Here is a 26163-nt window from a genome sequence, read left to right on the forward strand (position 1 = left end):
CAGGATGTGCGGATGCTGACTCCTCCGAAGCACCTGCCGCGTGACCGTGTCGCAATGAGCTCATCCGCAAGCGCAACGCACGCAGAATCACCACCTACGCGCGCGCAGAAGTGGGTCCTGTTCGACATCGGTGGCGTGCTCGAGGTCGTCGATGACGACGCCTGGCAGGAGCAGTGGTGGCAGCGGTGGTGCGCGCACACGGGCATCCCGCGCCCGGAATTCGAGGCGCGCCTCGCCGAGGCGCGCCTGCCGCAGATCGATCTCGTTGCAGGCAAGGAGAGCGAGTTCTGGGAGCGGATACGCGCCGCACTGAACCTCGAGACCTCCGAACGGGATGCCATGCGCGCTGACTTCTGGGACGCGTACTGCGGTACCGCGAACGCCGAACTCATCGACTACGCCCGATCGCTACGAGGCCGGGCCGGACTTGCGATCCTGTCCAACTCGGCCGATGGCGCCCGCGAGCAAGAGGAACGGCGCTACGGCTTCTCAGAGATCTTCGACCCCATCTGCTACAGCCACGAGCAGGGCGTGAGCAAGCCTGATCCACAGGCGTACCTGCGTGCATTGGAGCGGATGGAGGCTGACCCGGCGGGTGTCTTCTTCATCGACGACCGCCAGGGAGCGCTCGACGGGGCTGCTGCCGTCGGTATCCGGGGAATCCTGCACCGCGACAACAGCGAGACGATCGCAGCCGTCGAGGAGTTCCTCGACGACTGACCAGTCGCACCGCCATCCGCTCCCGAGTGGGGCTGTGCTCTGGGCTCCACCACGGGTCAGCCCAACCGCACCCGCCCACGCAGCTCGTTCACCGTCGACACGCCCGACAGCTGCATGGTGCGCACCGCTTCGGCGCGCATGATCTGCAGCATCCGATCCACCCCGCGCTCGCCGCCGGCCATCAGGCCATACAGGTACGCGCGGCCGACCATGCAGGCATCCGCACCCAGTCCGACGGCCGCGAGCACATCGGCACCCGAGAGAATGCCCGTGTCGAGGAAGATCTCGGTGCGGTCACCGACCGCCGAGGCGACCTCGGGCAGCAGCCGCAGGGGAGTGGGCGCCCGGTCGAGCTGACGTCCGCCGTGGTTGGAGACCACCAGGGCATCGGCTCCGGCATCCACCACCCGCTCCGCGTCCGCGACCGACTGGATGCCCTTGACGACCAGCTTGCCGTCCCACTCCTCGCGCAGCCAAGCCAGGTCCTCGATCTTCAGACTCGGGTCGAACATCTTCGTCGCCAACTCCGCGACCGTGCCGTCGAACGAGCGCAGGCTGGCGAACTCGATCGGATCGGTGGTGAGGACGTTGAACCACCACGACGGATGCCAGGCCATGTCCCACATCGTCTTGAGATTCAGCGTCGGCGGGATGGTCAGCCCGTTGCGCGCATCCCGGAGTCGGTTTCCTGCGACGGGCGTGTCGACCGTCAGCACCAGCGTGTCGTAGCCGGTGCGGCGCGCTTCGTCGATGAGCTGCCGCGTGCCGTCGCGGTCCTTCCACAGGTAGAGCTGGAACCAGTTGGCGCCGTCCGGGACGGCGCCGCGCAGCTCGCCCGGCGAGGTCGTCCCCATGGTCGATAGCGTGTACGGCACGCCGGCACGGGCTGCAGCCCGCGCGACGGCGATCTCGCCCTCGTGGTGCATCATGCGCGTGAACCCGGTGGGCGCCATGATCAGCGGGAACGAGGCGCGCGCTCCCAGGATCGTCGTGGAGGTGTCGACCTCGGCCACGTCGTGCAGCACGCGCGGCTCGAACTCGACGCCCGCGAACGCCTGCCGGGCACGGGCGATGCTCAGTTCGTCCTCGGCGGCGCCGTGGACGTAGTCGAAGACAGGGCGGGGAGTCGTGCGTCGCGCGATGCGCGCGAGGTCCTTCACCGACAGTGCCTGGGCGAGGCGGCGATCGACGCCGTTCCAGACCGGGCGACGGAATCCCAGCAACGGTGCGACGGCGCCCCAGGTGGGGATGCGGCGGGCGATGCGACGTCGGTCGGTCATTCCTTCTCCCGTCCGGTGCCCAGGTACGCCTGGATGATGTCGTCGTCGGCCAGCAGCGCCTCGGATGCCCCGGAACGGACGATCTCGCCGTTCTGCAGCACGTGCCCCTCGCTGGCCGCTTGCAGCGCACGACGGGCGTTCTGCTCGACGAGCAGCACGGTCGTGCCTCCGGCGAGCACCTCGTCGATCACGCCGAAGACCTCGTTGACGATCTTCGGTGCGAGCCCCATCGAAGGCTCATCCATCAGGATCAGCTTCGGACGCGCAAGCATCGCCCTGGCGATCGCCAGCATCTGTTGCTCACCGCCCGAGAGCGAACCGGCGGCGAGCTTGCGGCGCTCGCCGAGCACCGGGAACCGCTGGTACATCTCGTCGATGCCCGCGCTCGCACCGGCCCCGTAGAAACGGGCCCCCAGCTGCAGGTTCTCGGCGATGGTCATCGTCGCCAGAATCTGCCGACCCTCGGGTACCTGCACCAGGCCACGGGGCACGAGGTGGTGCGACTTCGACTTGGTGACGTCGACGCCGTCGAACACGATCTTGCCGGCCGACGGCTTGACCACACCGGCGATCGCATTGATGACCGATGACTTGCCGGCGCCGTTGGCACCGACGAGCGTGACCAGCGACCCAGGCGCGACGTCGAACGAGATGCCGCGGACGGCGTGCACGCGCCCGTACGACACCGACAGGTCGGTGACACTCAGCAGCGGATCAGTCATTGCTCTCCTCCGAACGAGCGACGGGCGTCGAGGTGTGCGGCGCGGAACTCTCGTCGGCGGCGCCCAGATAGGCCTCGATCACGCGCTCGTCCGCGGCGATCTCGGCGGGCGTGCCATCAGCGAGCACCTCACCGAAGTTCAGCACGATGATGTGGTCGCACGTGTCGAGCACCATGCCGACGTTGTGCTCGATGAAGATGATCGTCAGACCATCGTCGGTGAGCGAGCGGATGAGCTCGGAAAGCCCCTCGGCTTCGACATGGTTCATGCCCGCGGCCGGTTCGTCGAGGATGAGCAGCGAAGGGTCGGCAGCCAGAGCGCGCGCGATCTCGAGCCGACGCTGGTCGCCGTAGGACAGGCCCTTGGCGGTGACATCGGCCTTATCGAGCAGGCCGACGCGGCGCAGGCAGCGGGCGGCGTGCTCGAGCGCGAGACGCTCGTCGCGGCGCGCCGACGGCAGCCACAGCAGACGGCGCAGGAAGGTCGGCTTCGCGACCAGGTGCGCACCGATCAGCACATTCTCGAGCGCCGTCAGCCGGTTGAACAGCTTCGAGTGCTGGAACGTGCGGGTGACACCCGCAGCCGCGATCTTGTGTACTGGCGTGCGCCCGATCGGCACGCCCAGCACCGTCGCCGAACCCGACGACGGCGGGGTCAGGCCGCTGATCATGTTCACCAGCGTGGTCTTGCCCGCACCGTTGGGGCCGATCAGACCGACCACGTCTCCACTGCGCACGGTGAGGTCGACACCGCGCACGGCGTGCACGCCGCCGTACTCCTTCGACAACCCCTTCAGCTCGGCGATGACCTCGCCCTTGGCAGGGTGCATGCGGCCGACGAACGGCTCGCCGCTGTCGAGCGTCGACACATCGATCCGCTGCTTGCGACGGGGGATGAGGCTGGCGATACCGCCCGGCAGGTACAGGATGACCAGCAGCAGCAGCAGGCTCGAGATGAACGGGCGGATCCACCCCGCCTCGATACCGATCACCCGCTGCAGCTCGGGCAGCAGCGTCTGGAAGCCGCTGCCGAGGATCGGGCCCAGGAAGTTGGCGGTGCCGCCGACCACGGCAGTGACCAGGCCGTCGATCGCCTTCTCGAACGCGAAATCCTCGGGGGCGATCAGTCGCAGGTAGTACGCCCACATCACGCCGTACAGACCGGCGATGACGCCGGCCGCGACGAATGCGCTCAGCCGGTGCCCGCCGACGTTGATGCCGATCGAGCGCGCGGCAAGCTCATCCTCGCGGATCGCGTCCAGCGCCCGGCCATAGCGCGAACGCGCCTGCCGCCAGAACCAGTACGCGACCACCAGCAGGATGATCCACGCGGCCACCGGGTTCATGATCTTGGGCACCGGCATGCCCTGAGCGCCGCCGGTCCATTCGGCGTTGAGCAGGAAGATGCGGATGGCCTCGGCCGCGCCGAGCGTGGCGATCGCCAGAAAGACACCGCGCAGGCGCATGGTGGGAAGCCCGAGGACGACGGCAGCGGCAGCACCGACCAGCATGCCGACGGTGATCGCGAACAGCAGGGTGGGGATCGGCCCCCACACCGTCGGCGCCGGCGTGATCGCCGCCGCGGTGAAGGCGGCCAGCCCCGCGAACCCGGCCTGCGCCAGGCTCAGCTGGCCGGCGATGAGCACCGCGTAGAACGAGAACGCGAAGACCCCGTTGAGCGCGATGAAGACGAGCGTGGACTCGGTGAACAGCATCAGACCTCACGCACCTTCCGCTTGCCGAACAGGCCCTGCGGACGCACCAGCAGGATGAGGAACAGCAGGGCGAAGGCGATCAGATCTCGCCAGCTCGAGCCGACGTACTGGATCGCGAAGACCTCGGCGACGCCGAGGATCAGACCGCCCACGAGTGCGCCGGGCAAGGACCCCATGCCGCCGACGATGATCACCGCCAAGCCCTTCAACTCGATCGCGGTGCCCATACCCAGTTGGGCGCTGTTCACACTGAGCGCGAACAGCACACCCGCCACCGCACCCAGTGCCGTCGAGATCGCGAACGTCGTCGCCGTCACCCGGTCGACGTTCACGCCGAGAACCCGGGCGGCGCCCGGGTTCTCGGCGACCGCGCGCATGGAACGCCCCAGAGAGGAGCGCCCCACCAGCACGGTCAGCCCGATCATCAGTCCCAGCGAGACCGCGACGATCACGATCTGCAGCACGCTGGCGGTCACGCCGGCACCGAAGTCGATCGTCTCGGCCGGCACGGTGTCAGCAGGGAACCGGCGCGTGTTCGGGCCGAACACCGCCTGCAGCAGCGCGATGAGCATGCCACCGACCGCGATCGACGAGATCAGACCGGCGAAGTGCGCGTCGGGGCGATCCTTCAGCGGCCGGAACGCGATGCGCTCGATCAGAAGGCCCAGGAGCGCGCCGAAAGCGAACACGATCACCAGGACCAGGGCGATGGGCATGTCGAACGACTCGGTCAGCCAGATGCCGAAGAACGCCGAAGCGGCGAACGCGGCCGGGTGAGCCAGATTGAGTCGGTCGAGGATCCCGAACACCAACGTGAAACCGATGGCGAACAGGGCGTATATCGACCCGAGGAACAGGCCGTTCAACAACTGCTGCATGGGGAGTCTCTCTGCGTTGCGGCGATCAGTTCAGGACGGTGAACTTGCCGTCCTTCACGATCTGCACGACGGCCGGGTGCTCGGCGTCGCGGTCGCTGTTGATGCTGATCGCGCCGAGCGGCGTCGCCAGGTCGGTCACCTGGGTCAGGCCCGACTGCACGTCGGAACGCTCGCCCGAGCAGTTGGTGCGCACGGCGTGGTCGATGACCAGCAGCCCCGAGTACGCCTGCGCGGCGAACTGGTCGGGAGCCGAACCGAACTTCTCTTCGAAGTCGGCCATGAAAGCGGTGTTCTCGGGGCTGTCCGACGCGGAGTTCCACGCGGCACCCACGATGACGCCCTCGGCGGCCTCGCCGGCATCGGCCATCAGCTGCGGGTTGTTGAAGCCGTTGCCGCCGATGATCGGCTGGTCGATGCCCAGCTCGCGCGCCTGAGTCACCAGCGGGATGGCCGCCTCGATCAGGGCCGAGACGACGATGGCATCCGGGTTCTGCTGCTTCGCGGCCGTCAGCAGACTGCGGAAGTCGGTGTCCTTGACCGAGAACGTGAGCGTGTCGAGCACCTCGACGCCCTCGTCATCCAGCGCCGACTGCATGACCTCGACGCCCGACTCGGTGAACGCGTCGTCGTTGCTGTACATCACGACGACCTTCTCAAGGCCCAGGTTCTGCTTGGCGGCGGCGATCGTCTGCGGGATCACCTGAGCCTCGGTGAGCGAGTCGCGGAAGACGAAGTCACCCTGTGCGGTGATGCCCGTGGCGGTGTTCGAGATCGCGAGCACGGGAACGCCGGACTCCTGCGCGATGGGCTGCGCCTGGAACGCCGTGTTCGACAGGGTCGGGCCGATGATGGCGCTCGATCCCGCCGAGACGAAGCCCTCGAAGACGCTGATGGCCTGGCGCGGGTCGGTGCCGTCGTCCTCGACGGTGAGATCGTATGCGACGCCGTCCTTCTCGTTGAGGTGCTCCAGCGCGAGTTCGAGACCCATCTGCTGCGACTCGCCGTAGCTCGCCGCCCCACCGGTCAGGCTGAGCGCAGCACCCACGGGGACGGTCGCATCGATGACGCAGCTGTCACCGCTGCCCGAGCCCTTCAGACCCTCGGCCGATGCGCCGCTGCCGGTGTCGCTGCTACTGCAGCCGGCGAGCACCAGAACGGAAGCGGACAGGAAGACAGCAGAACTGAGCAGCTTGCGCATGGGAATTCCAATCAGCGAGGCACACGGATTGCAGGGGAGTTCGCCGAAGGGGGCGAGTACAAGACGTTGTGCTCACCGGGCGCGCGCGTCAGCCTCATCGATGCGCGCGAAATCGGCGTTGGATCGAGCCTAGTGGGGGTCACGGCCACCGGATGCCACACGACACGGATGTTACCGAGGCATAGCTGTAGCCCCGGAGCGTCGGGCGCTCCGGGGCTACAGCCGCTCAGCGGATCACCAGAGGACGGCGAGTCCCGCGTTCGTCAGCGTCAGGATGCCGATGCCCCAGAACAGAGCGGGCGGAACCGCGCCGTGCTTCTTCTGGCGCGCCTGGCCGATGCCCAGGAACGCGCCGATGACCAGCAGGATGACCAGCTTGACGCCGATCTTCATGTGGTTGAGCTCGGCGCCTTCGGGCATACCCCAGGGGGCGGCGAGAGCGAGCCCCGCCACAGCCGCGATCGAGATGCCGATGTGCATCAGACGGGTCACTTCGCGCTTGCCGCCGAAGGCCTGCACGGCCCAGGCGCCGAACAGCACGGCGAAACCGATCAGGTGGATGAATACAACGATGTGCCGCAGGGTCTCCATGACCCCAGAGTAGCCATCCGCGAAAGAGAGTGGGATCTGCTACGCGGCGCGTATCAGCCGCGCAGCTCCCGCACCACCAGAGCAGTGCGCACGGCAGCATCCGCGGCCTCGGCGCCCTTGTCCTCCTTCGAGCCTTCCAGTCCCGCCCGGTCGAGGCCCTGCTGCTCGTCGTCCAGGGTGAGCAGTCCGAAGCCGACCGGCTTGCCGGCATCCAGCGATACCCGGTTCAGTCCATCGGTGGCTGCCGCCGAGACGTACTCGAAGTGCGGGGTGCCACCGCGGATGATCACGCCGAGCGCGACGACGGCATCCGCACCACCGGCGAAGGCGGCCTGCGCGGCGACTGCGAGCTCGAACGAGCCCGGCACGCGCACCAGTGAGTGCTCGGCTCCGGCGGCATCCAGCACGCGCTGGGCTCCGGCGATCAGGCCGTTCGAGATCGTCTCGTGCCAGGTGCCGGCGATCACGACGATGCGAAGACCGCTTCCGTCGATGGGTGCGGCGGCGGGGGCTCCGGCGTGGCTCATGCGTGGTCCTTTCCCTGCGCGAGCGCCTCGGCCAGCTCGGCTTCGCCGATGATGTGGCCCATGCGGTCGCGCTTGGTCTCGAGGTACTGGTGGTTGTTGGGGCCGACTCCGACGATCAGCGGCACCTGCTCGACGATATCGAGTCCGAGCTCGCGCAGCTTGTTCACCTTGTCGCTGTTGTTGGTCAGCAGACGCACACGCGAGACACCGAGGTCGGTGAGGATGCCGGCGGCTGCCGCGTAGTCGCGGGCGTCGGCCGGCAGACCGAGCGCGAGATTGGCGTCGACCGTGTCGAGGCCCTCCTCCTGCAGGCTGTAGGCGCGCAGCTTGTTGATCAGCCCGATGCCGCGGCCCTCATGACCGCGCATGTAGATGACCACACCGCCCTCGTCGTCGATGCGATCGAGCGCCGACTGCAGCTGCGGGCCGCACTCGCACTTCAACGAACCGAACGCCTCACCCGACAGGCACTCCGAATGCACTCGCACCAGAGCCGTCTCACTGAGCGTGCCCGAGACGATCGCGAGGTGATCGGTGCCCGTGACGCGGTCCTTGTACGCGAGCATGCGGAACGTGCCGTGCGCGGTGGGCACGGTGGCGTCAGCGCGCAGGCTCACCCGACGGTGCGGGGTGTGCGGCGCGTGTGCGTCACGCGGCTCGTGCTCGTCGAGGTACGCGATCATCTGCTCGATCGTGATCACCGGAACATTGTCGCGAGCACCGAGCTCGAGCAGACTGGGCAGGCGCATCATGCTGCCGTCCTCATCGACGACCTCGGCGATCGCCCCGACCGGGTGCAACCCCGCCAGGCGCATCAGTTCGACGGCTGCCTCGGTGTGTCCGGCGCGTTCGCGCACGCCACCATCGACCGCACGCAGCGGCAGGATGTGGCCCGGGCGAATAAGGCTCGTGGCGGTCGACTGGGGGTTGGCCAGCACGTTCAGGGTGAGTGCGCGATCGTGCGCGCTGATTCCGGTGGTCACGCCTTCGGCGGCATCCACGCTGACCGTGTACGCCGTCGACCGGGCATCTTCATTGGCCTCGACCATCGGCGGCAGGTTCAGGTGATCGGCGAGGTCGGCCGGCATCGGCGCGCAGATCAGTCCCGACGTCCAGCGCACCATCCACGCCATCACCTCGGGGGTGGCGAGCTCGGCCGAGATGATGATGTCGCCCTCGTTCTCGCGGTTCTCGTCGTCGGCGACGATCACCGGGCGGCCCGCGCGCAGCGCGTCGAGCGCGTCGGAGATGGGGGAAAGGCTCATCGCGAGCCTCCTTCCGGGTGGGAACGGAACGCCAGCAGGCGTTCGACGTGTCGGGCGAGGATGTCGGTCTCGAGGTTGACGGTGTCGCCCGTTTCGAGCGCGCCGAGCGTGGTGGCATCCAGCGTCTCGGGGATCAGCGACACCTCGAACCAGTGCCCGTCCACGGCGGTCGAGGGCTCGCTCACGGCGCTCACGGTGAGCGACGTGCCGGCCACGCCGATTGACCCCTTGTCGACCACCAGCGGTGCGAGCTCGGCGGGCAGGCTGATGCGCAGCACCCGCCACTCGGCGCCGGGACGCACCTCGACCACGGTGCCGATGCCATCAACGTGTCCCTGCACGATGTGTCCGCCCAGACGCGCACCCACCGGCATCGCCTTCTCGATGTTCACCCGGGTGCCGACCTGCGCGTCAGCGATCGCCGACACGTCGAGCGTCTGCCGCATCACATCGGCGTCGAACGTGTCTGCGGTCGAGCCGACGACAGTCAAGCACACGCCGCTCACCGCGATGGACTCGCCATGGACGGCATCCGATGCGGTCTTGGGAGCGCGGACGGTGAGACGCCAACCGTCGCCCGAGGGCGCGATCGCGGCGATCTCGCCGATCTCTTCGATGATTCCGGTGAACATCAGCTTCCTTCCGGTGGGGAGACAGAGTCGACGCGCGTGGCGACGGGACGCGCCACGGCGAGCAGGTCGGCGCCGAGCGGAATCCACTCGTCGACCTGAAGTCGGCGGGCATCGCCGATCGTGGCGACGCCGATATCGGTGAGGGCCAGGCGATCCCCGCCCAGCAGCACCGGGGCGATGTAGGCCAGCACGGTGTCGGCCAGGCCGGCGGCGACGAACGCGCTGGCCAGCGTCGGACCGCCCTCCACGAATACGCGCTGCACGCCGCGTTCGCCGAGCGCGGCGACGACAGCGGCGACGTCGTGCGTTGCGAAGAACAGCGGGGCGTGCGGATGCCGGTGCACGGTGGCACCCGCTGGCGTCGGCCGTGTTCCGATCACGACCGGCACCGGTTGGCGGGCGTGCAGGGCATCGCCGTCGCGTGCGGTGAGCGCGGGGTCGTCCGCCAGCACGGTTCCGGTGCCGACGACGATCGCGTCGGCCGCCGCGCGGCGCCGGTGCACGTCAGCACGCGCCTCGGGCCCGGTGATCCACTGGCTGGTGCCGTCGGATGCCGCGGCCCGGCCGTCCAGGCTCTGCGCCCACTTCACCGTGACGTGCGGGCGGCCCAGCCGTTGCAGCTCCAGCCAGTCGGCGATGAGGTCGTGGGCAGCGCCGGCCTGCTCGCCCGACAGCACCTCGATACCGGCGGTGCGCAACCGTTCAGCGCCACCACTGGACTCGGCGCCGGGATCGTCGAGCGCGTAAACGACACGCGTGACCCCGGCATCGATCAGCGCCTGTGCGCACGGGCCGGTGCGACCGGTGTGGTTGCAGGGTTCGAGAGTGACCACGGCGGTGGCCCCGCGGGCGGCATCCGCTGTCAGCTTCGAGAGCGCGTCGACTTCGGCGTGCGCCGTGCCGGCGCCGCGGTGCCAGCCCTCGGCGAGCGTCTCACCGGAGGGGGAGAGGATGACCGCACCCACCTGCGGGTTCAGTCCGCGCGGGCCGCTCGTCGCGATCTCGAGCGCGCGGCGCATCGCGGTGCGCTCGGTCTCGGTCACTGCCATCGGTCATCCTTCTCTGGGATTCCGGGGACGGCAGCGAACGCGCACGCGCGTTGCTCGTGCTGCCTCTCTTCCGGACTAGCGAGCTTCGCTCGCATCACCGTCGGTTCCGGATTTTCACCGGATCGGCGCCTGTCGCCAGGCGTTCGCGGACTGTCACCGCCGGTTCGGATTCTCACCGACCCCGGAGCACGTTGATGCTCAGAGTCTACTCAACGCCGCGCGTGCGATTGCATTCCCGCGAATCAACATTCCGGGGTTCTCATTTCAACAGCCGCGACAGGCGCCGGTCGGCGAGCACTTTGCCTCCCGTCTGGCACGTCGGGCAGTACTCCAGGCTGCGATCGGCGAAGAACACACTGCGCACCTCGTCGGCGCAGACAGGGCAGGCCTGCCCCCGTCGTGCGTGCACCCGGAAGCCCGACCGCTTCGCATCCTTCAGATCGGCCGGGGGCTTTCCTGCGGCCTCGTCGATCGCCGTGCGCAGAGTGGTCTGCATCGCCTCGTACAGCCGATCGACATCGGCGTCGTCCAGGTTCGCCGCGGGTGCGTACGGCGACATCTTCGCGGCGTGCAGAATCTCATCGCTGTAGGCATTGCCGATGCCCGCGATCAGACCCTGATCGCGCAGCAGCCCCTTGATCTGCGTACGGCGGCCGGCCAACACGGCCGCGAACGCCTCCCGCGTGAATGCCGGGTCGAGCGGGTCGGGGCCCAGGCGCGCGATACCGGGCACATCGAGCGGATCGCGCACCACCGAGATGGCGAGCGACTTCTTGGTGCCCGCCTCGGTCAGATCGAACCCGCTGCCGTCGTCGAGTGCGATGCGCAGGGCTATCGGACTCTTGCCCGGCTTGATGAGAGTCGTAGGCAGGTTCTCGTACCACCGCAGCCAGCCCGCCTTCGCCAGATGCACGACAAGGTGCAGCTGATCGCCGAGTGCGAGGTCGATGAACTTGCCATGCCGGGCAGCGCCCGTGATCGTGGCGCCCTGCAGCGCCGTGATCGGTGGGTCGAAGGTCTTCAGCGCGGCGATCGCCGAGACGCTCGCGCGCGTGATCACTCGCCCCGCGGCGCGCTCACCGAGGAAGTCGACCAGTCCCTGCACCTCCGGCATTTCGGGCATGCGGTCATCCTGGCACGCCCCGCCGACACGCGTCGAGACCCCCTTCACCTCCCCCTTCACCTCCCCACGTACCTCCCCACGAGGGGTCAAGAAATGTCGTGTGCGCACGCCCGGACTGCGCGTTTTTTGACCCCTCGTGGGTGGGGGAGAGCACCTCAGGAGGAGAGCACCGGCCAGGGCACGGGGATGCGATCGTCGGATGCCAGCAGGCCGGCCACCCAGCCGTCGTCACGCCCACGTGGACCCGTCAGGCCCTGGCGCACCAGCCCCTCGTAGCGGAAGCCGAGCGCCCGCGCCGTGCGGGCCGATGGGGTGTTGCCCGCGACCGCTCGCCATGTCAGTCGCGCAAGCTCCAAGTCGTCGAACGCGAAGTCGACCACAGCACGGGCCGCCTCGGTCATGATGCCCTGGCCGCGGAACGTCGCGACGCCCCAGTAGCCGATCTCGGCCTCCCCGCCGTGCGGGTGCGCCGCGATCCGGTGCAAACCCACCATGCCAGCCAGCTCGCCGTCCTTGCGAATCGCCCACACCGTCTCGACCCCATCGGCCCACCAGCCGCTGACCAGGCCGACGAACTCGACGGCGTTCTCCCGCGTGTACGGGCTGGGGACGGTCGTCCAGCGCGGCACCTCGGGGTCCTGACAGCCCGCGGTGATCGCGTCGGCGTCGGCCTCGGTCGGGATGCTGAGGACGAGTCGTTCTGTGCGCAGGGCCACCGGTTCCATCGCGCCAGCGTAGCGGGCGCGCGAGTAGAATCAGGAACGCGGCTGTCAGCCGTCATCAGGGGAGGACGAGCCGTGGTCGTGCAGCGGTCATCGCCGCGAGGCGTGCTGTTCTCGCTGCTGGCATCGACCATCTTCGCCGGCATGTTCTACCTCGCCGGTTTCGTCAGCTCGTCCGCCGAGGTCGTCTTCGCCTGGCGCGTGCTGCTCACCGCCGTCTGCTACGCCGCGGCGCTGCTGCATCCCGCGGCCCGTCGCGCCGTCGCGGTGCTGTGGCGCCGACTTCGCACGCGGTGGTGGATGCCCCTGCTGAGCCTGCTGCTGGCCGCGATCGTCGGCGCACAGCTGTGGCTGTTCATGTGGGCGCCGATGCACGGGCACGGCCTCGATACCGCGTTGGGCTTCCTGCTGTTGCCGATCTGTCTCGTGCTCGGCGGCCGCTTTCTGCTGCACGCGCACGTCAGCACGGTGCAGTGGGTCGTCGTCGGCTTGGCCGCCGTCGCGGTCGCCGTCAAGTTGATCGCCACGCCCGCCCTGTCGTGGGTGACGCTCATGGTCTGCATTCCCTACACGGTGTACTTCGTGCTGCGCCAGCGGTTCGGGCTAGACGGTGCGATGGTCTTCGGTCTCGAGACCGCGTTGCTGTCGCCGCTCGCGGTGGCGCTGCTGGCGCTGGCCGAGCCGATGCAACCGACCGCGTTCGAGGTCGCGGCGCTCGCCGCGATCGGTGTGGGCAGCGCCGTGGCGATGACGTTCTACCTGGGTGCGTCGTCGCGGTTGTCGATGCCGGTGTTCGGGCTCCTCGGCTATGCCGAGCCGGTGATGCTCGTCGGGGTAGCGCTGTTGCTGGGGGAGCGGATGCAGGGAGCGGATGCCCTGGTCTACGGCATCCTCGCCGCCGCACTGGCGATTCTCGCGGTCGAGGGGTTCCGCGCGAGGTGGCGCCCGCGGTCGGCGTCGGGGTCGGACCCGGAGGCGATCGGTCCGCGCTGACAGCGTGATCCGCGGGCTACGTCGGCTGCTCGCGGGGCCGTCGGATGCGTGCGATGTCGGCGCTCCGCGTAGACTTCTCCGGTGACTGTTCCGGGGATTCTGCGCGCCTTGGAAGAGGCGAACCTGTACCGAGACGCCCTCACCTGGGCGCAGACCGATGCCGATATCTCTGCCGTCGACGGACTCGACGTGCCGATCGTGGCGGGGCTGCTGCACAAACGCGCAGCGTCCGGCAAACCGGCATCCGCTCTCATCGTCACCCCCACGGGCCGGCGTGCGGAGTCCGTCGCGACGGCGCTGGAGGCCTACCTCGCCGATGCTGAGGTGCTGACCTTCCCCGCGTGGGAGACCCTGCCGCACGAGCGCCTGAGCCCCAGCCCCGACACCGTCGGGCGGCGTTTGGAGACGCTGCGCCGCATCACCACCTGGAGCGGGGAGAGGCCGCTCGTCGTGGTCGCGTCGGTTCGGGCCGCGCTGCAGCCGCTGGCCGCGAACCTGGGCGACGCGGCACCGTTGGAACTCGCCGTGGGCGGTCGCGGACTCGAGCTTGAAGGCGCTGTTGAGCAGTTGGTCGAGCGTGCATACACGCGGGTCGACATGGTGTCGCGCCGTGGTGAGTTCGCGGTGCGCGGTGGCATCCTCGACGTCTTCCCGCCCACCGCTGACCACCCGGTGCGGGTGGAGTTCTTCGGCGATGAGATCGACCAGATCCGCGCGTTCTCGGTCGCCGATCAGCGGTCGCTGCCCGGTGATGTCGCCGGGGTGTCGCTGCCCGCGAGCCGCGAGCTGTTGCTGACCGCTGAGGTGCGCGAGCGTGCGGGCGCTCTGGTGGCGGGGTTCCCCGCGATCGGCGGAATGCTCGAGAAGATGTCGGAGGGCATTCCGGTCGAGGGCATGGAGTCGCTGCTGCCGGCTGTCGCCGGCCCGTTGGTGACGCTTGCCGAGTACCTGCCCGCAGGATCTGCCACGGCCGTGATCGACCCCGAGCGCGCCAGCGCGCGGGCGCAGAATCTGGGCGAGACGAACCGTGAGTTCCTGGATGCGGCGTGGAGCGCGGCGACCTCGGGTGCCTCGGCGCCGATCGACCTCGGCGCTGGTGATTTCATCTCGCTGGCCCGGCTGCGTGAGATCGTCCGTGACCGGGACGGCGTGTGGTGGCGGCTGAGCCCGTTCGCGACCGACGACGACGATGCCGCCAACCTCGACTCGTCGGTGATCCCGTCATTCCACGGCAACGTCGACGGGGCGATCGCGTTCGTCGAAACCAAACTCGCCGAGAAGTGGCGCGTGGTCATCGTCGCCTCGGGGCAGGGGCTGGTCGAGCGGGCGCGCGACGTGCTCAGCGACCGCGGGCTCGCCGCGCGCATTGTCGACGATCTCGTCGACGCCCCCGAGGGCGGCGTGGCGTCGATCGCCGCCGCGACGGTCGAGTCGGGGTTCCAGGTGCCGGATGCCCGGATCGCCGTGCTCACCGACAACGAGTTCTACGGCCGCACCATCGGCGGCGATCAGCGGATGGTCAAGAAGCTGGCGTCGCGTCGTCGCAACGTCGTCGATCCGCTGCAGCTGAAGCCCGGCGACCACGTGGTGCATGCCACGCACGGCATCGGGCGGTTCGTCGAGATGGCGCAGCGCGAGGTGTCCAGCGGTGGCCGCAACGCCGTCAAGACCACGCGTGACTACCTGGTGCTCGAGTACGCGCCGGCCAAGCGCGGCTACCCCGGCGACAAGCTGTTCGTGCCCACTGACCAGCTCGACCTGCTCTCGAAGTACGTCGGTGGTGAAGCCCCGACGCTGTCGAAGATGGGCGGGAGTGACTGGGCCGCGGCCAAGGGCAAGGCACGCCGCGCGGTACGCGACATCGCCGTCGAACTGGTGAAGCTCTACTCGGCGCGCATGAGTGCGAAGGGGCACGCCTTCGGCCCCGACACGCCCTGGCAGCGCGAACTCGAAGAGGCCTTCCCCTTCGCTGAGACACCGGACCAGCTGCAGACGATCGATGAGATCAAGGCCGATATGGAGCGGCCGATCCCGATGGATCGTCTGCTGTCGGGCGATGTGGGCTTCGGTAAGACCGAGGTTGCCGTCCGTGCTGCCTTCAAGGCGATCCAGGAGGGCAAGCAGGTCGCCATGCTCGTGCCGACCACGCTGCTGGTCAAGCAGCACCTTGAGACGTTCACCGAGCGTTTCGCCGGATTCCCGGTCAAGGTGCGCCCCCTGTCGCGTTTCCAGACTGACAAAGAGGCCCGGCTCACCCTGCAGGGGCTCGTCGACGGTTCGGTCGACATGGTCATCGGCACGCATCGTGTGCTCACCGATCAGGTGATCTTCAAGGACCTCGGTCTGATGATCATCGACGAGGAGCAACGCTTCGGCGTCGAGCACAAGGATGCCCTCAAGAAGATGAAGACGAACGTCGACATCCTCGCCATGAGCGCCACGCCGATCCCACGCACGCTCGAGATGGCCGTCACCGGCATCCGTGAGATGTCGACTCTGCAGACGCCGCCCGAGGACCGGCATCCGATCCTGTCGTTCGTCGGGGCGCGCAGCGACAAGCAGATCGCGGCGGCGATCCGCCGCGAGATTCTGCGCGAGGGTCAGGTGTTCTTCGTGCACAACCGCGTGCAGTCGATTCAGCGGGTCGCGGCCGAGCTCGCCGAGCTGGTGCCCGAGGCACGCATCGCCGTCGCACACGGCAAGATGGGCGAGCACCAGCTCGAGCAGGTCGTCGACGACTTCTGGGAGCGCAAGTACGACGTGCTCGTCTCAACCACGATCATCGAGACCGGTCTCGACATCTCCAACGCCAACACGATCATCATCGACCGCGCCGACAAGTACGGTCTGTCGCAGCTGCATCAGCTGCGTGGTCGCGTGGGTCGCGGACGCGAGCGCGCCTACGCATACTTCCTGTACGACGATGTCAAGCCGCTCAGCGAGACGGCCGCCGATCGCCTGCAGACCATCGCCGTCAACAACGACCTCGGTTCGGGTATGCAGGTCGCGCTGAAGGACCTCGAGCTGCGCGGTGCCGGAAACCTTCTGGGCGCCGAGCAGGCCGGTCACATCGCCGGTGTCGGATTCGACCTGTACCTGCGCATGATCGGCGAGGCCGTGGCGACGTTCCGCGGCGAGGACACCTCGGGCGAGACCGAGCTGCGTCTTGAACTGCCCGTCGACGCGCGCATCCCCGAGTACTACATCGACAGTGAGCGCCTGCGTCTGGAGGCCTACCAGAAGCTGTCGGCCGCGGCCGGTGCGGGGGCGGCCGACGATGCGATCGATCTGGTCGTCGAAGAGCTGGTCGACCGGTACGGGGCGTTCCCGGACGAGGTGTCGACGCTGGTGAAGGTGGCGCGGCTGCGTCGCCGTGCGGCGAAGGCCGGTCTGTCGGATGTCGTCGCGATGGGCTCCAATCTGCGCATCGCCCCGGCACGCTTCGAGGACTCGATGAAGGTGCGTCTGCAGCGGCTGTATCCGAAGGCCAAGCTCGTGGGCGGGGGAGAGGCGCTTGTCGTGCCGATGCCGGCCGCTGATGCGGGTTCGGATCAGACCGATCAGCTCATCGACTGGGTCGGGAACCTGTTCACCGCGATGTTCCCCGAACCCGTGAAAGCCGCAACCGCCGGCTAGGGCTGGTATGGCCGGTCGGGCGTGGTCTACGGTCGGAGCATGATCGCCGTCGATCGCACGCTGCACCGTCCCGGCGCGGAAGTGCGTTTTCACGACAGCGGCGGACGTGGGCGCGCAGTGGTGCTGCTGCACGGTGCGGGCATGGACCACACGATGTTCCGCGCGCAGGCGCACGCGGCGATCGCGATGGGGCATCGCGTCGTGCTGTGCGACCTGCGCGGTCATGGCGATTCCGAGCTGGGTACCGGCGTGCGCTTCACCGCGGCGGATGCCCTCGCCGACCTCATGGCACTCCTGGAGACCCTGGAACTCGATCGGCCCGTGCTCGTGGGGCACTCGCTGGGCGGCAATCTCGCGCAGACGTTCGTGCGCGAGCATCCGGAGCGCGCGGGCGGGCTGATCGTCGTCGACGCGACCTGGAACGCCGGGCCTCTCACCGGGCGGGAGCGCTTCGCTCTCGCGCTCGCGGCCCCGGTGCTGGCGCTGATCCCCGCGTCACGACTGCCGCGGATCATGGCGAGGGCATCGGCGGTCGAGCCCGGTGCCATCGAAGAGATCGAACGGATTTTCCATCGGATGCCGAAGAAGCGCTTCATGGACGTGTGGCGCGCCACGGCATCCTTCGCCGATCCCGATCCGCAGTACCGCACCCCGGTGCCGCTCGCTCTGATCCGCGGTGCGCGGGACAGCACCGGCAACATCGCTACGGCGATGCCGGCCTGGGCGGCGTTCGAGGGCGTGGCCGAGCGGATCGTCCCTGGCGCCGGCCACGTCGTCACGTGGGATGCCCCCGAGAGCAGCACGCGCGCGTTGCTGAGCGCGCTCGCCGAGGTCGGTGAGGCATGAACGTGCGGCCGGGACGTGATTTCTACGCACTGTAGAATCGTCGCGTGAGCGTACAGCCGATCCCGAACGACCCGTGGGCCCTTGAAGCGGCCCGAGCCGCTCAGGCCCCCGGCTTCCGCCGCCCCGATCTCGGGCCCGTGCCGAAGCGCTCGCTGTACAGCCTGGGCGTGCTCGCCGCCGCACGCGCGGCCGGACTCGTGCTGATCGCCGAGGCCGTCGCCCGCGGTATCGCTGGGCTCGCGTCGGGCGGCCTAGCGCCGTCGACCGTGCAACTCGTCCTGGTGCTCGGCCTGGCCGGCGTACTGCTGCGCACCGGAGGGGAATGGGCCACCACCGTCGTCGCGCGCCGCATCGCGACCGCCGTCAAGCGCGACCTGCGTCGGCAGATCTGGCGCCGCATCGCCGCGGGCGACCGCGCCGGCGGGGGCACGGCCGTGCTGGCATCCGACGCGCTCGACGATCTCGACGACTACTACACGCAGTCGCTGCCGGCTCTCGTATCGGCCGCCGTCATCCCACTGCTGGTGGGCCTGCGCATCCTGGGCGCCGACTGGCTGAGCGCCCTCATCATCGTGCTCACGGTGCCGCTGGTGCCGCTGTTCATGGTGCTGATCGGAAAGCACACGCAGCAGCGCACGGACGCCGCTCTCAACGCCCTGACCCGCCTCGCCGACCATCTCACCGAGCTCGCGCGCGGCCTGCCCGTGCTCGTCGGGCTCGGGCGCATCGATGAGCAGACCCGCGCGCTGGACGGCATCCAGAGCCGCTACCGTGCGCGCACCGAAGAGACACTGCGCTGGGCGTTTCTCTCGGCGCTCGCCCTGGAACTGATCGCGACGATCTCGGTGGCGATCGTCGCCGTGTTCCTCGGACTGCGGCTGCTCAACGGCACGATGGAGCTCGAACCGGCACTGCTCGCCCTGATCCTCGCGCCGGAGTGCTTTCAGGCTCTGCGTGACGTCGGTACGGCGTTCCACGCCTCGCAGGACGGGCTGTCTGCGCTTGACCGCGCCAAGGCGCTGCTCGCGCGTCCGTTCGCGCGCGATGCGCGCACCGCGACGGCGGATGCTGACGCCATCCACCTGGACGCACTCGCCGTGCGCTACGCCGGCCGCACCGAACCCGCGCTGCGAAGCGTCACCGCCGAACTGACCGGGATCGTCGCCGTCACCGGTCCCAGCGGTACCGGCAAGTCGACGCTGCTAGGCGCGCTCGCCGGGGTGCTGCCTGTCGATGCCGAGGTCTCGGGCGCCATTAAGGGCATCACGGCGGATGCCGTCGCGTGGGCGCCGCAGGCACCGCGCGCCTTCGCCGCGACGCCCCGCGATGAGCTCGCCCTGTACGGTGCCGGGCCGGCCGGGTTGGACGAGTTGGGATTGGGGGCTCTCGCCGATGCCGCCGTCGCAGAGCTGAGCCCCGGTGAGTTGCGTCGCCTCGCGGTCGCGCGAGCGCTGGCGCGAGTGGATGCCGGGGCTCGACTGCTCGTTCTGGATGAGCCCACCGCACACCTTGACAGCGACTCCGCCGAGCGCGTGCGCCGGGCGGTGCTGCGCCGCGCCGACCGGTGCACCGTCGTCTTCGCCAGCCATGAGGCCGAGACTCTGGCCTTGGCGACACAGCGGGTGCCGGTCGTCTCGACCGAGGACGATTCGGCCGCATCGCCGGTGCTCGGCGCAGCGCAGAATACTCCGGCATCCGCGTCTGTGGCATCCGCGTCTGTGGCATCTGTCTCGGGGGCGACCGGCGCATCCTCTACGGAGGGCGCCACCGCGCCCCCGCGGAGTCAGCCCGGCCGGCGCGGCCTCACGCTGCGCTCGCTGTTGCGCCCGCACGCCTGGCTCTGGGCCGGCGCGGTCGGCCTCGCCGCACTCGCGGCGGGACTTGCCGCGGCGCTCACCGCCGTGTCGGGATGGCTGATCGTGCGCGCCAGCGTCGAGGAGTACATCATGTACCTGCTCGTCGCCATCGTCGGCGTCCGTGCCTTCGGTATCGGGCGGGCAGCCGGCCGCTACGCCGAACGACTCGTCACGCACCGGGCGGCGTTCCTCGTCGTCGACGACCTTCGCCTGCGCCTGTGGAAGGCGATCGCGGCGCGCGGTGCCGGCTCGCGCCGCCTGCTCGAAGGCGGGGCACCCCTCGACTACCTCGTCACCCTCGCCGACGATCTGCGTGACCAGCTTCCGCGGGTGATCCCGCCGATCGGCGCCGGGCTGCTGGTGATCGCCGGAACGATCATCACCACGGCATACGTCACCCCGCACCTGACCCTGCTCGTCGCACTCGTGCTGCTCGGTGCGGTCGCGCTGGCATCCGTGCTCGCCATCGCCGGAGAGCGACGCGCCGGCACCGCGCGCATCGCCGCCAGATCAGCGATCGTGCGCGGCACCTCGGCACTGGCATCCGCCGCCGACGACCTGCGCGGCAACGGTGTCGCCCGGCACGCGCTGGACGACCTGAACGCCGCCGCCGACGACCTCGCTGACGCCGAGCGGCGCGCCGCCTGGTCTGCGGGGCTGGGAGCGGCGGTGGTGACCGCTGCCGCCGCGATCCTCGCCGTGCTGGTTCCCGTGCTGTCGCCCGGCGTCCCCGCCGAACTGGTGTCGGTGATCGCCCTGCTCGCGCTCGGTGTGCTCGAGCCGCTCGCCGAACTGGTGTCGGCGGTGCAGCGCACGCCCACGCTGCGTGCGCTGATCCGCCGTCTCGATCCGATCCTGCGGCCCGCACCCGTGGCCGAGTGGGGCGCGCAGAGCCCCGGCGAGATCGCCCGGGTCGGGTTGGAGCACATCACCATCCGCTACGCCGGAGCGGCGACGCCCGCGGTGCAGGACATCAGCGGTGCCGCCGAACGTGGACGGTGGCTGGTGATCGACGGGCCCTCCGGATCCGGGAAGTCGACCATCCTCTCGGCCGTGATGGGGTCGCTGCCGGTTGAAGCGGGCAGCATCCGCGCGGGGGAGTACCCCCTCACGCAACTGGACGAGCGCGGGTGGCGCGACCGCGTGGCCTGGTGCCCGCAGGACGCCTATGTGTTCGACTCGACGCTGCGGGGCAATCTGCTGCTGTCACGGTCGCGCGACGACGCGCCCGATGACGCCCTCATGCAACAGGCGCTGGAACGGGCCGGACTCACGCGCCTGCTCGGCGGGCTCTCCGACGGACTCGACACGCGCGTCGGCGCGGGCGGGTCGGCTCTGTCGGGTGGGGAACGCCAGCGGCTCGCTGTGGCGCGTGCCCTGCTCACCCGGGCGGATGTCATCCTGCTCGACGAGCCGACCGCGCACCTGGACGAGCCCACGGCGGCGGCGATGATGGCCGACGTGCGCGCGGCGACGACGGATCGCATCGTGATGCTCGTCTCGCACCGTACAGCCGACCGGCAGTCGGGCGACTCGGTCGTGCGTCTGAGCAGAGAGACCATCTCGCGGCCGATGGTCGAGCGCGTCGGCTGACGGCCCTTCGCGCGGATGCGTCAGGAGGCGAGGCGGCGGAAACGGTCGCTGACCCGCATCGAGCCCGAGACCGGTTGCTCGGCGACGGCGCCGCCGTTGATCCCGCCGGCGCCGACCTGCAGGATCGCACGGGCGAGAACCTCATCGCGCACCTCGCGGCGAGCGTGATCGTCGGCGAGCATCTCGACGAGGGCGGCGACCTCGACCTCGGCGCGCGCGGCGGTCGGGAACCACGGCAGCGCCGACCGCCAGGCACGGAAGGCGAGCAGCAGCAGGTCGTGGCGCTGCTCGACGTGCGCGCGCTCATGCGCGATCACTGCGACGAGCTCGTCGGGGTCGAGCCGGTCGAGCAGACCCTGTGACAGTACAGTCACCGAGCCCGTTCCGTTGGGCAGGCAGTAGGCCACCGGAACCGCGTCGTCGATCACGCGCGTGCGGGCTCGCGTCGGATGCGGCGAGGTGAGCAGTTCGAGCAGCGCGAGGTGGCGTCGGCGCTGGCGGGTCACCTGCACGACCGTCACGCCGAGGTGCACCAGCAGGTAAGCAGTGAACAGCATCGCGGGGACAGCCGCGAGCCAGGGGTGCTGCGGCAGTGCGGCATAACCCGTCAACGCCAGCGCACCGATCATCGACAGGCCGCCGACGAGCCCGATGCCCTGCCACAGCAGCAGCGTGATGACAGGGGCGCGCATCGGCCAGCCGGCGCGCGAGAGCGCTACCGGTACCGGCCAGGCGAGGGCGATCGCGATGACTCCCAGCACCACGGCACCCGCGACGATGACCTCGTGAGGGATCACCAGCGCACCGTCGAGCGTCGGGTCGGCGGCGTTCAGCACCGCGGTCGCCAGCGGCAGCGGCACAGGCTCAGCTCGCGCGTCCGAGTAGTTGGCGCAGTACCGCGGCATCCTCGGTCGACACGCCGCCGACGAAGCGCTCCAGCACGGCCGTGCGATCGCGGGCGTCTCCCAGTACCGAGTGCATGAGCTCAGCGACGTGGTCGGCGCGCGAGGCGAGCGCGGTGTAACGGTGCGGGCGGGCGGAGCGGTCGGATGCCACGAACCCCTTCTTCTCAAGGCGTGACAGCACGGTCAGAAGGGTCGTTGCGGCGAGCGTGCGACCGCGCTCCTCGAGGGTGTGCTGCACGTCATAGGCGCTTTGCGCCCCGTTCGCGTCCCAGAGGGCATCCATGACGGCCCGCTCCAGTTCTCCTAGCGTTCCCATGTCGTCCTCCTTCCCTTTCGCGACGTATGGGTGACTTTGATTCTACCTGCTGTCGAATTTGTTCTATGCTTCGTCGAAATAGTTCTACGTGTCGTAGAATTCAAGAGGTCGGTAGAGCCGATCGCATTCCGCATCCAGAAGGAGACACCGCGTGGACGTGCTCGACATCGCAAGATGGCAGTTCGGAATCACAACCGTCTATCACTTCCTGATGGTCCCGCTCACGCTCGGGCTGGGCCTCATGGTGGCGATCATGCAGACCCGGTGGGTCCGCACGGGCGATGAGAAGTTCCTGCGTATGACCAAGTTCTGGGGCAAGGTCTACCTGATCAACTTCATCGTCGGCGTCGCGACGGGACTCGTCCAGGAGTTCCAGTTCGGCATGGCGTGGAGCGAGTACTCCCGCTTCGTCGGCGACGTCTTCGGTGCACCGCTGGCCATGGAGGGTCTGCTGGCGTTCTTCGTCGAGTCGACCTTCCTAGGCATCTGGATCTTCGGCTGGGGCCGCCTGCGCAAGGGGCTCCACCTCGCGGCACTGTGGTGCGCCGTGATCGGCTCGTGGATCTCGGCCTTCTTCATCATCGTCGCCAACTCCTGGATGCAGCACCCCGTCGGCGTGGAGCTCGGCGATGACGGACGCCCGGTCATGACCGACGTCTGGGCAGTGCTCACCAACAACACCGCCCTCGCCGCGTACACGCACACCATCCTGGGGGCCCTGGTCGTGGCAGGCATGTTCTTGCTCGGCATCTCGTGGTACCACCTGTGGCGTCGTCGCCACGACGGCATCGACACGGTCGATGATGCCGGCAACGTCGTCGTCGGAGAGGCCCAGGGCGTCCCCGGGCGTGACCGCACCGACCACGGTGTGTGGATCTGGTCGCTGCGCGTCGGCGCCATCGTCGCCATCGCCGGCTTCCTAGGCACCGTCGTGACCGGCGACATCCAGGGCAAGCTCATGTACGAACAGCAGCCCATGAAGATGGCCGCCGCAGAGGCCGCCTGCCACACCGGTTCGTCGTTCTCGGTGCTGTCGCTCGGGGACCCCGGCTCGACCGACTGCTCCGACGTCGTCACGCTCATCGAGATCCCCGGCGTGCTCGGCTTCCTCGGCACCGGTGAATGGGGTGCCGACATGCCCGGCATCAGCGACCTCGAACCCACGTACATCGACCAGTACGGCGCGACCATCCCCGACGACGAGCTCTACGGCATCCACGCGGGAGCCGAAGTCAACTACGTGCCCGTGATGTGGGTGACCTACTGGGGCTTCCGCCTCATGATCGGACTCGGTGGCATCGTCGCGCTGGGCGGCGTCGTCGCCCTCTGGCTCACCCGCCGCGGCACCGTGCCCCGCTCTCCCTGGATCATGCGCCTGGCGCTGCTCGGCATCGTCGCCCCGTTCGCCGCGAACATCGCGGGCTGGATCTTCACCGAGCTCGGACGCCAGCCCTTCGTCGTGGCGCCCAACCCCGACCCGACCGGCGTTGACGGCGTGTTCATGTTCACCGCGGCGGCCGTCTCTCCCGGAGTCACAGCGGGCGAGATGCTGTTCTCGGTCATCACCCTGACGCTCGTGTACGGCATCATGCTCGTGATCGAGGGATACCTGATGGTCAAGTACATCCGCGGCGGTGTCGCGGCCTCCATGCCCGAGCTCGCGGCCGGTGACGGCCACGGTGACGACCCCGACGGCGACGAGAAGCGAGACGACGTGCTCGCGTTCGCGTACTGACCGGCTGACTCGAGAGGAACATCGAAATGGAACCGCTTCCCGTCGTCTGGTTCATCGCCATCGCCGTTCTGTGGATCGGCTACCTGCTGCTCGAGGGCTTCGACCTCGGTGTCGGCATGCACATGAGCTTCTCCACGCGCTCCGAGCGTGATCGTCGGGTCATGCTCAACACGATCGGCCCGGTCTGGGACGGCAATGAGGTGTGGCTGATCACCGCCGGTGCGGCGATGTTCGCCGCGTTCCCGGCCTGGTACGCCTCGTTGTTCTCGACGCTGTACGTACCGTTGACCATCGCCTTGGTGGGCCTGATCGTGCGAGCGGTCGGTATCGAGTACCGCGGCAAGATCCACACCGAAGGCTGGCGCACGTTCTGGACCTGGATGATCGGCCTCGGTTCGCTCATCGTCGCGTTCTGCATCGGTGCCGCGCTCGCGCTGACCTCCATTGGACTGCCGATCGACGGCAACGGCGACCGCGTGGGCGGACCGTTCGTCTGGCTCACCCCGACCGCCGTGCTCGGCGGACTCGCCGTGGTCGGCTTCTCGCTGGCGCACGCCGCCACCTTCCTCGGTCTCAAGGCCGACGGGCCCGTGCGCGAGAGGGCCGGCCGGTTCGCTGCCCGCTGGGCGCCGCTGTGCCTGGTGCCGGCCGCGCTCTGGGCGATCTGGGTGCAGATCGCGCACGGTGGCAGCATCCTCGCCTGGGCGTTCATCGCGCTCGCCGTCGTCTCGGCGGTTCTTGGCTGGGTGGCCGCACGCAAGCGCAACGAGGGCTACGCCTTCGTCGGCTACGCCGGGTTCGGCCTGTTCGGCGCCGGTGCGATCTTCGCGGGCATGTTCCCGCTGGTGCTGCCGTCGACCGTCGACTCGGCGTTCGACCTCACGGTCTGGAACGCCGCCAACGGCTCGTACACCCTGGGAGTGATGACGGTGGTCGCCGTCGTCGCTCTGCCGGTCATCCTGCTCTACCAGGCCTGGAGCTACTGGATCTTCCGCAAGCGCGTCACCCCGGGCATGATCCCCGAGGCGCACATCGTGCTGCCGGCGGTGCTGCGCGCCCGCTGAGCCACGTCGGAAATCCCAGACGATCCCACGCGCTACGGGCGTGTCCACCCAAGACACACCGAGCCAGTCAGGGTTCGTCTGGGATTTCCGACGTCCTGGCCTCGGAACACCGCCCGGGGAGCGCTAGTCTGGCCGCATGATGTACGAGCACCTCGGGGCTCGGCCCCGCATCCACGACACCGCCGTCGTGGCGCCGACCGCTGTGATCTCGGGCGATGTCGAGATCGGACCGAACTGCCAGGTGCTGCACGGCGCCGTGATCACGGCGGAAGGCGGGCCCATCACACTGGGCGAGTACGTGATCGTGATGGAGAATGCGTTGATCCGTGCCACGGCCGCCAATGCCGTGCATATCGGGGATCACACCCTGGTGGGCACTCTGGCCAGTATCGCCGGCGCGACCGTCGGTGAAGAGGTGTTCTTCGCCTCGGGGGCTCGGGTGTTCAACGGGGCGATCGTGGGGGCACGTTGCGAGATCCGGGTGAATGCGATCGTGCAGCGCCGGGCTGTGCTGCCCGAGGGAACCGTCGTTCCGATCGGATGGGTGGCCGTTGGCGATCCCGTGCGGTTGTTCTCACCCGATCAGGCCGATGAGATCGCCGCCGCGATGCCCGAGCTCGACTTTCCCGGGCACGTGTTCGGCGTCGACCGCGACACCCCTGACCTCATGGTGCAGCTCACTGAGCGCTACGGCACGTCACTGGCCCGCCACGCCGACGACCACAGGCTCTGACCGCGGCATCAGCCCTCCGGCATCCGCTCTCCGGCATCCGCCTATGTGTCACAAAGCCCCGGAAT

Annotated in this window: 22 protein-coding genes and 1 riboswitch; of the genes, 8 read left to right on the top strand and 14 right to left on the bottom strand. The window is 69.0% G+C overall.

What is annotated here, in order from left to right; translation table 11 throughout:
* Positions 1-54 precede the first annotated feature (54 nt).
* On the top strand, positions 55-720 hold the full coding sequence (locus tag PTQ19_RS04170) for an HAD family hydrolase (RefSeq protein WP_274368576.1): 666 nt from the start codon (positions 55-57) through the stop codon (positions 718-720).
* A 56-nt stretch (positions 721-776) separates the two neighbouring features.
* Here PTQ19_RS04170 and PTQ19_RS04175 read toward each other — a convergent pair whose 3' ends face one another.
* The 12 genes from PTQ19_RS04175 to PTQ19_RS04230 all read right to left on the bottom strand — a co-directional run bounded on the left by PTQ19_RS04175 (position 777) and on the right by PTQ19_RS04230 (position 12424).
* Entirely contained in the window at positions 777-2000 is a 1224-nt protein-coding gene (locus PTQ19_RS04175) for an alpha-hydroxy acid oxidase (RefSeq protein ID WP_179411467.1), read from the bottom strand.
* Entirely contained in the window at positions 1997-2722 is a 726-nt protein-coding gene (locus PTQ19_RS04180; protein ID WP_206550263.1) for an ABC transporter ATP-binding protein, read from the bottom strand. Before PTQ19_RS04180 ends, PTQ19_RS04175 begins: the two co-directional genes overlap by 4 nt.
* Positions 2715-4436, bottom strand: coding sequence for an ATP-binding cassette domain-containing protein (locus tag PTQ19_RS04185; protein ID WP_274368577.1), 1722 nt, complete (start codon positions 4434-4436; stop codon positions 2715-2717). The genes PTQ19_RS04180 and PTQ19_RS04185 overlap by 8 nt, the downstream gene beginning before the upstream one ends.
* Positions 4436-5314: a branched-chain amino acid ABC transporter permease gene (locus PTQ19_RS04190; RefSeq protein ID WP_179411464.1), complete on the bottom strand. Its 879-nt coding sequence runs from the start codon at positions 5312-5314 to the stop codon at positions 4436-4438. The genes PTQ19_RS04185 and PTQ19_RS04190 overlap by 1 nt, the downstream gene beginning before the upstream one ends.
* Positions 5315-5339: 25 nt before the next feature.
* The gene (locus PTQ19_RS04195) at positions 5340-6512 is read right to left on the bottom strand and encodes an ABC transporter substrate-binding protein (protein ID WP_274368578.1); all 1173 of its coding nucleotides are present in this window, start codon (positions 6510-6512) and stop codon (positions 5340-5342) included.
* Positions 6513-6746: 234 nt separating this feature from the next.
* Entirely contained in the window at positions 6747-7103 is a 357-nt protein-coding gene (locus tag PTQ19_RS04200) for a Fe-S protein (RefSeq protein ID WP_179411462.1), read from the bottom strand.
* A 53-nt stretch (positions 7104-7156) separates the two neighbouring features.
* Entirely contained in the window at positions 7157-7630 is a 474-nt protein-coding gene (gene ribH, locus PTQ19_RS04205; protein WP_179411461.1) for a 6,7-dimethyl-8-ribityllumazine synthase, read from the bottom strand.
* Complete coding sequence (gene ribA, locus PTQ19_RS04210) at positions 7627-8895, bottom strand: GTP cyclohydrolase II (protein WP_274368579.1); 1269 nt, start codon at positions 8893-8895, stop codon at positions 7627-7629. Before ribA ends, ribH begins: the two co-directional genes overlap by 4 nt.
* Positions 8892-9527, bottom strand: coding sequence for a riboflavin synthase (locus tag PTQ19_RS04215; RefSeq protein WP_274368580.1), 636 nt, complete (start codon positions 9525-9527; stop codon positions 8892-8894). Before PTQ19_RS04215 ends, ribA begins: the two co-directional genes overlap by 4 nt.
* Positions 9527-10576: a bifunctional diaminohydroxyphosphoribosylaminopyrimidine deaminase/5-amino-6-(5-phosphoribosylamino)uracil reductase RibD gene (gene ribD / locus PTQ19_RS04220; protein WP_274368581.1), complete on the bottom strand. Its 1050-nt coding sequence runs from the start codon at positions 10574-10576 to the stop codon at positions 9527-9529. The genes PTQ19_RS04215 and ribD overlap by 1 nt, the downstream gene beginning before the upstream one ends.
* A 53-nt stretch (positions 10577-10629) precedes the next feature.
* A riboswitch (FMN riboswitch) is annotated at positions 10630-10769 on the bottom strand.
* Between the two features lie 66 nt (positions 10770-10835).
* A complete protein-coding gene (locus PTQ19_RS04225; RefSeq protein WP_274368582.1) occupies positions 10836-11699 on the bottom strand; it encodes an Fpg/Nei family DNA glycosylase in 864 nt (287 codons plus the stop codon).
* A gap of 155 nt (positions 11700-11854) precedes the next feature.
* Entirely contained in the window at positions 11855-12424 is a 570-nt protein-coding gene (locus PTQ19_RS04230) for a GNAT family N-acetyltransferase (RefSeq protein ID WP_274368583.1), read from the bottom strand.
* A 72-nt stretch (positions 12425-12496) separates the two neighbouring features.
* Between PTQ19_RS04230 and PTQ19_RS04235 the strand changes: the two genes are divergently transcribed.
* The 4 genes from PTQ19_RS04235 to cydC all read left to right on the top strand — a co-directional run bounded on the left by PTQ19_RS04235 (position 12497) and on the right by cydC (position 21345).
* Entirely contained in the window at positions 12497-13414 is a 918-nt protein-coding gene (locus PTQ19_RS04235) for an EamA family transporter (protein WP_274368584.1), read from the top strand.
* A gap of 81 nt (positions 13415-13495) precedes the next feature.
* Positions 13496-17050: a transcription-repair coupling factor gene (mfd, locus tag PTQ19_RS04240; protein ID WP_274368585.1), complete on the top strand. Its 3555-nt coding sequence runs from the start codon at positions 13496-13498 to the stop codon at positions 17048-17050.
* 39 nt (positions 17051-17089) lie between these two features.
* Positions 17090-17896, top strand: coding sequence for an alpha/beta fold hydrolase (locus tag PTQ19_RS04245; protein WP_274368586.1), 807 nt, complete (start codon positions 17090-17092; stop codon positions 17894-17896).
* A gap of 44 nt (positions 17897-17940) precedes the next feature.
* Complete coding sequence (gene cydC, locus PTQ19_RS04250; RefSeq protein ID WP_274368587.1) at positions 17941-21345, top strand: thiol reductant ABC exporter subunit CydC; 3405 nt, start codon at positions 17941-17943, stop codon at positions 21343-21345.
* Between the two features lie 20 nt (positions 21346-21365).
* Here the strand turns inward: cydC and PTQ19_RS04255 are convergent, their stop codons facing one another.
* Entirely contained in the window at positions 21366-22205 is an 840-nt protein-coding gene (locus tag PTQ19_RS04255; protein ID WP_206550253.1) for a M56 family metallopeptidase, read from the bottom strand.
* 4 nt (positions 22206-22209) lie between these two features.
* A complete protein-coding gene (locus PTQ19_RS04260; protein ID WP_179411451.1) occupies positions 22210-22566 on the bottom strand; it encodes a BlaI/MecI/CopY family transcriptional regulator in 357 nt (118 codons plus the stop codon).
* Positions 22567-22717: 151 nt separating this feature from the next.
* Between PTQ19_RS04260 and PTQ19_RS04265 the strand changes: the two genes are divergently transcribed.
* The 3 genes from PTQ19_RS04265 (at position 22718) to PTQ19_RS04275 (ending at position 26098) form a co-directional block, all read left to right on the top strand.
* Positions 22718-24301 (top strand): cytochrome ubiquinol oxidase subunit I, encoded by a 1584-nt coding sequence (locus tag PTQ19_RS04265; RefSeq protein WP_179411450.1) that lies wholly within the window; start codon positions 22718-22720, stop codon positions 24299-24301.
* A gap of 26 nt (positions 24302-24327) precedes the next feature.
* Positions 24328-25365, top strand: a complete 1038-nt coding sequence (cydB, locus tag PTQ19_RS04270) for a cytochrome d ubiquinol oxidase subunit II (protein ID WP_274368588.1) — start codon at positions 24328-24330, stop codon at positions 25363-25365.
* Positions 25366-25501: 136 nt separating this feature from the next.
* Positions 25502-26098: a gamma carbonic anhydrase family protein gene (locus PTQ19_RS04275; RefSeq protein WP_179411447.1), complete on the top strand. Its 597-nt coding sequence runs from the start codon at positions 25502-25504 to the stop codon at positions 26096-26098.
* The last annotated feature ends 65 nt before the right edge of the window (positions 26099-26163 follow it).

It is taken from the genome of Microbacterium esteraromaticum (genome assembly GCF_028747645.1).
Lineage (GTDB): Bacteria > Actinomycetota > Actinomycetes > Actinomycetales > Microbacteriaceae > Microbacterium > Microbacterium esteraromaticum_C.

Bases quoted from the DNA above. Each gene is read 5' to 3' on its own strand.
- PTQ19_RS04215 (WP_274368580.1), bottom strand. From the start codon at position 9,527: ATGTTCACCGGAATCATCGAAGAGATCGGCGAGATCGCCGCGATCGCG.
- ribD (WP_274368581.1), bottom strand. From the start codon at position 10,576: ATGGCAGTGACCGAGACCGAGCGCACCGCGATGCGCCGCGCGCTCGAG.
- PTQ19_RS04180 (WP_206550263.1), bottom strand. From the start codon at position 2,722: ATGACTGATCCGCTGCTGAGTGTCACCGACCTGTCGGTGTCGTACGGG.
- PTQ19_RS04170 (WP_274368576.1), top strand. From the start codon at position 55: ATGAGCTCATCCGCAAGCGCAACGCACGCAGAATCACCACCTACGCGC.
- PTQ19_RS04190 (WP_179411464.1), bottom strand. From the start codon at position 5,314: ATGCAGCAGTTGTTGAACGGCCTGTTCCTCGGGTCGATATACGCCCTG.
- PTQ19_RS04245 (WP_274368586.1), top strand. From the start codon at position 17,090: ATGATCGCCGTCGATCGCACGCTGCACCGTCCCGGCGCGGAAGTGCGT.
- PTQ19_RS04175 (WP_179411467.1), bottom strand. From the start codon at position 2,000: ATGACCGACCGACGTCGCATCGCCCGCCGCATCCCCACCTGGGGCGCC.
- PTQ19_RS04230 (WP_274368583.1), bottom strand. From the start codon at position 12,424: ATGGAACCGGTGGCCCTGCGCACAGAACGACTCGTCCTCAGCATCCCG.
- PTQ19_RS04195 (WP_274368578.1), bottom strand. From the start codon at position 6,512: ATGCGCAAGCTGCTCAGTTCTGCTGTCTTCCTGTCCGCTTCCGTTCTG.
- cydB (WP_274368588.1), top strand. From the start codon at position 24,328: ATGGAACCGCTTCCCGTCGTCTGGTTCATCGCCATCGCCGTTCTGTGG.
- PTQ19_RS04225 (WP_274368582.1), bottom strand. From the start codon at position 11,699: ATGCCCGAAATGCCGGAGGTGCAGGGACTGGTCGACTTCCTCGGTGAG.
- PTQ19_RS04185 (WP_274368577.1), bottom strand. From the start codon at position 4,436: ATGCTGTTCACCGAGTCCACGCTCGTCTTCATCGCGCTCAACGGGGTC.
- PTQ19_RS04275 (WP_179411447.1), top strand. From the start codon at position 25,502: ATGATGTACGAGCACCTCGGGGCTCGGCCCCGCATCCACGACACCGCC.
- PTQ19_RS04260 (WP_179411451.1), bottom strand. From the start codon at position 22,566: ATGGGAACGCTAGGAGAACTGGAGCGGGCCGTCATGGATGCCCTCTGG.
- PTQ19_RS04200 (WP_179411462.1), bottom strand. From the start codon at position 7,103: ATGGAGACCCTGCGGCACATCGTTGTATTCATCCACCTGATCGGTTTC.
- ribA (WP_274368579.1), bottom strand. From the start codon at position 8,895: ATGAGCCTTTCCCCCATCTCCGACGCGCTCGACGCGCTGCGCGCGGGC.
- ribH (WP_179411461.1), bottom strand. From the start codon at position 7,630: ATGAGCCACGCCGGAGCCCCCGCCGCCGCACCCATCGACGGAAGCGGT.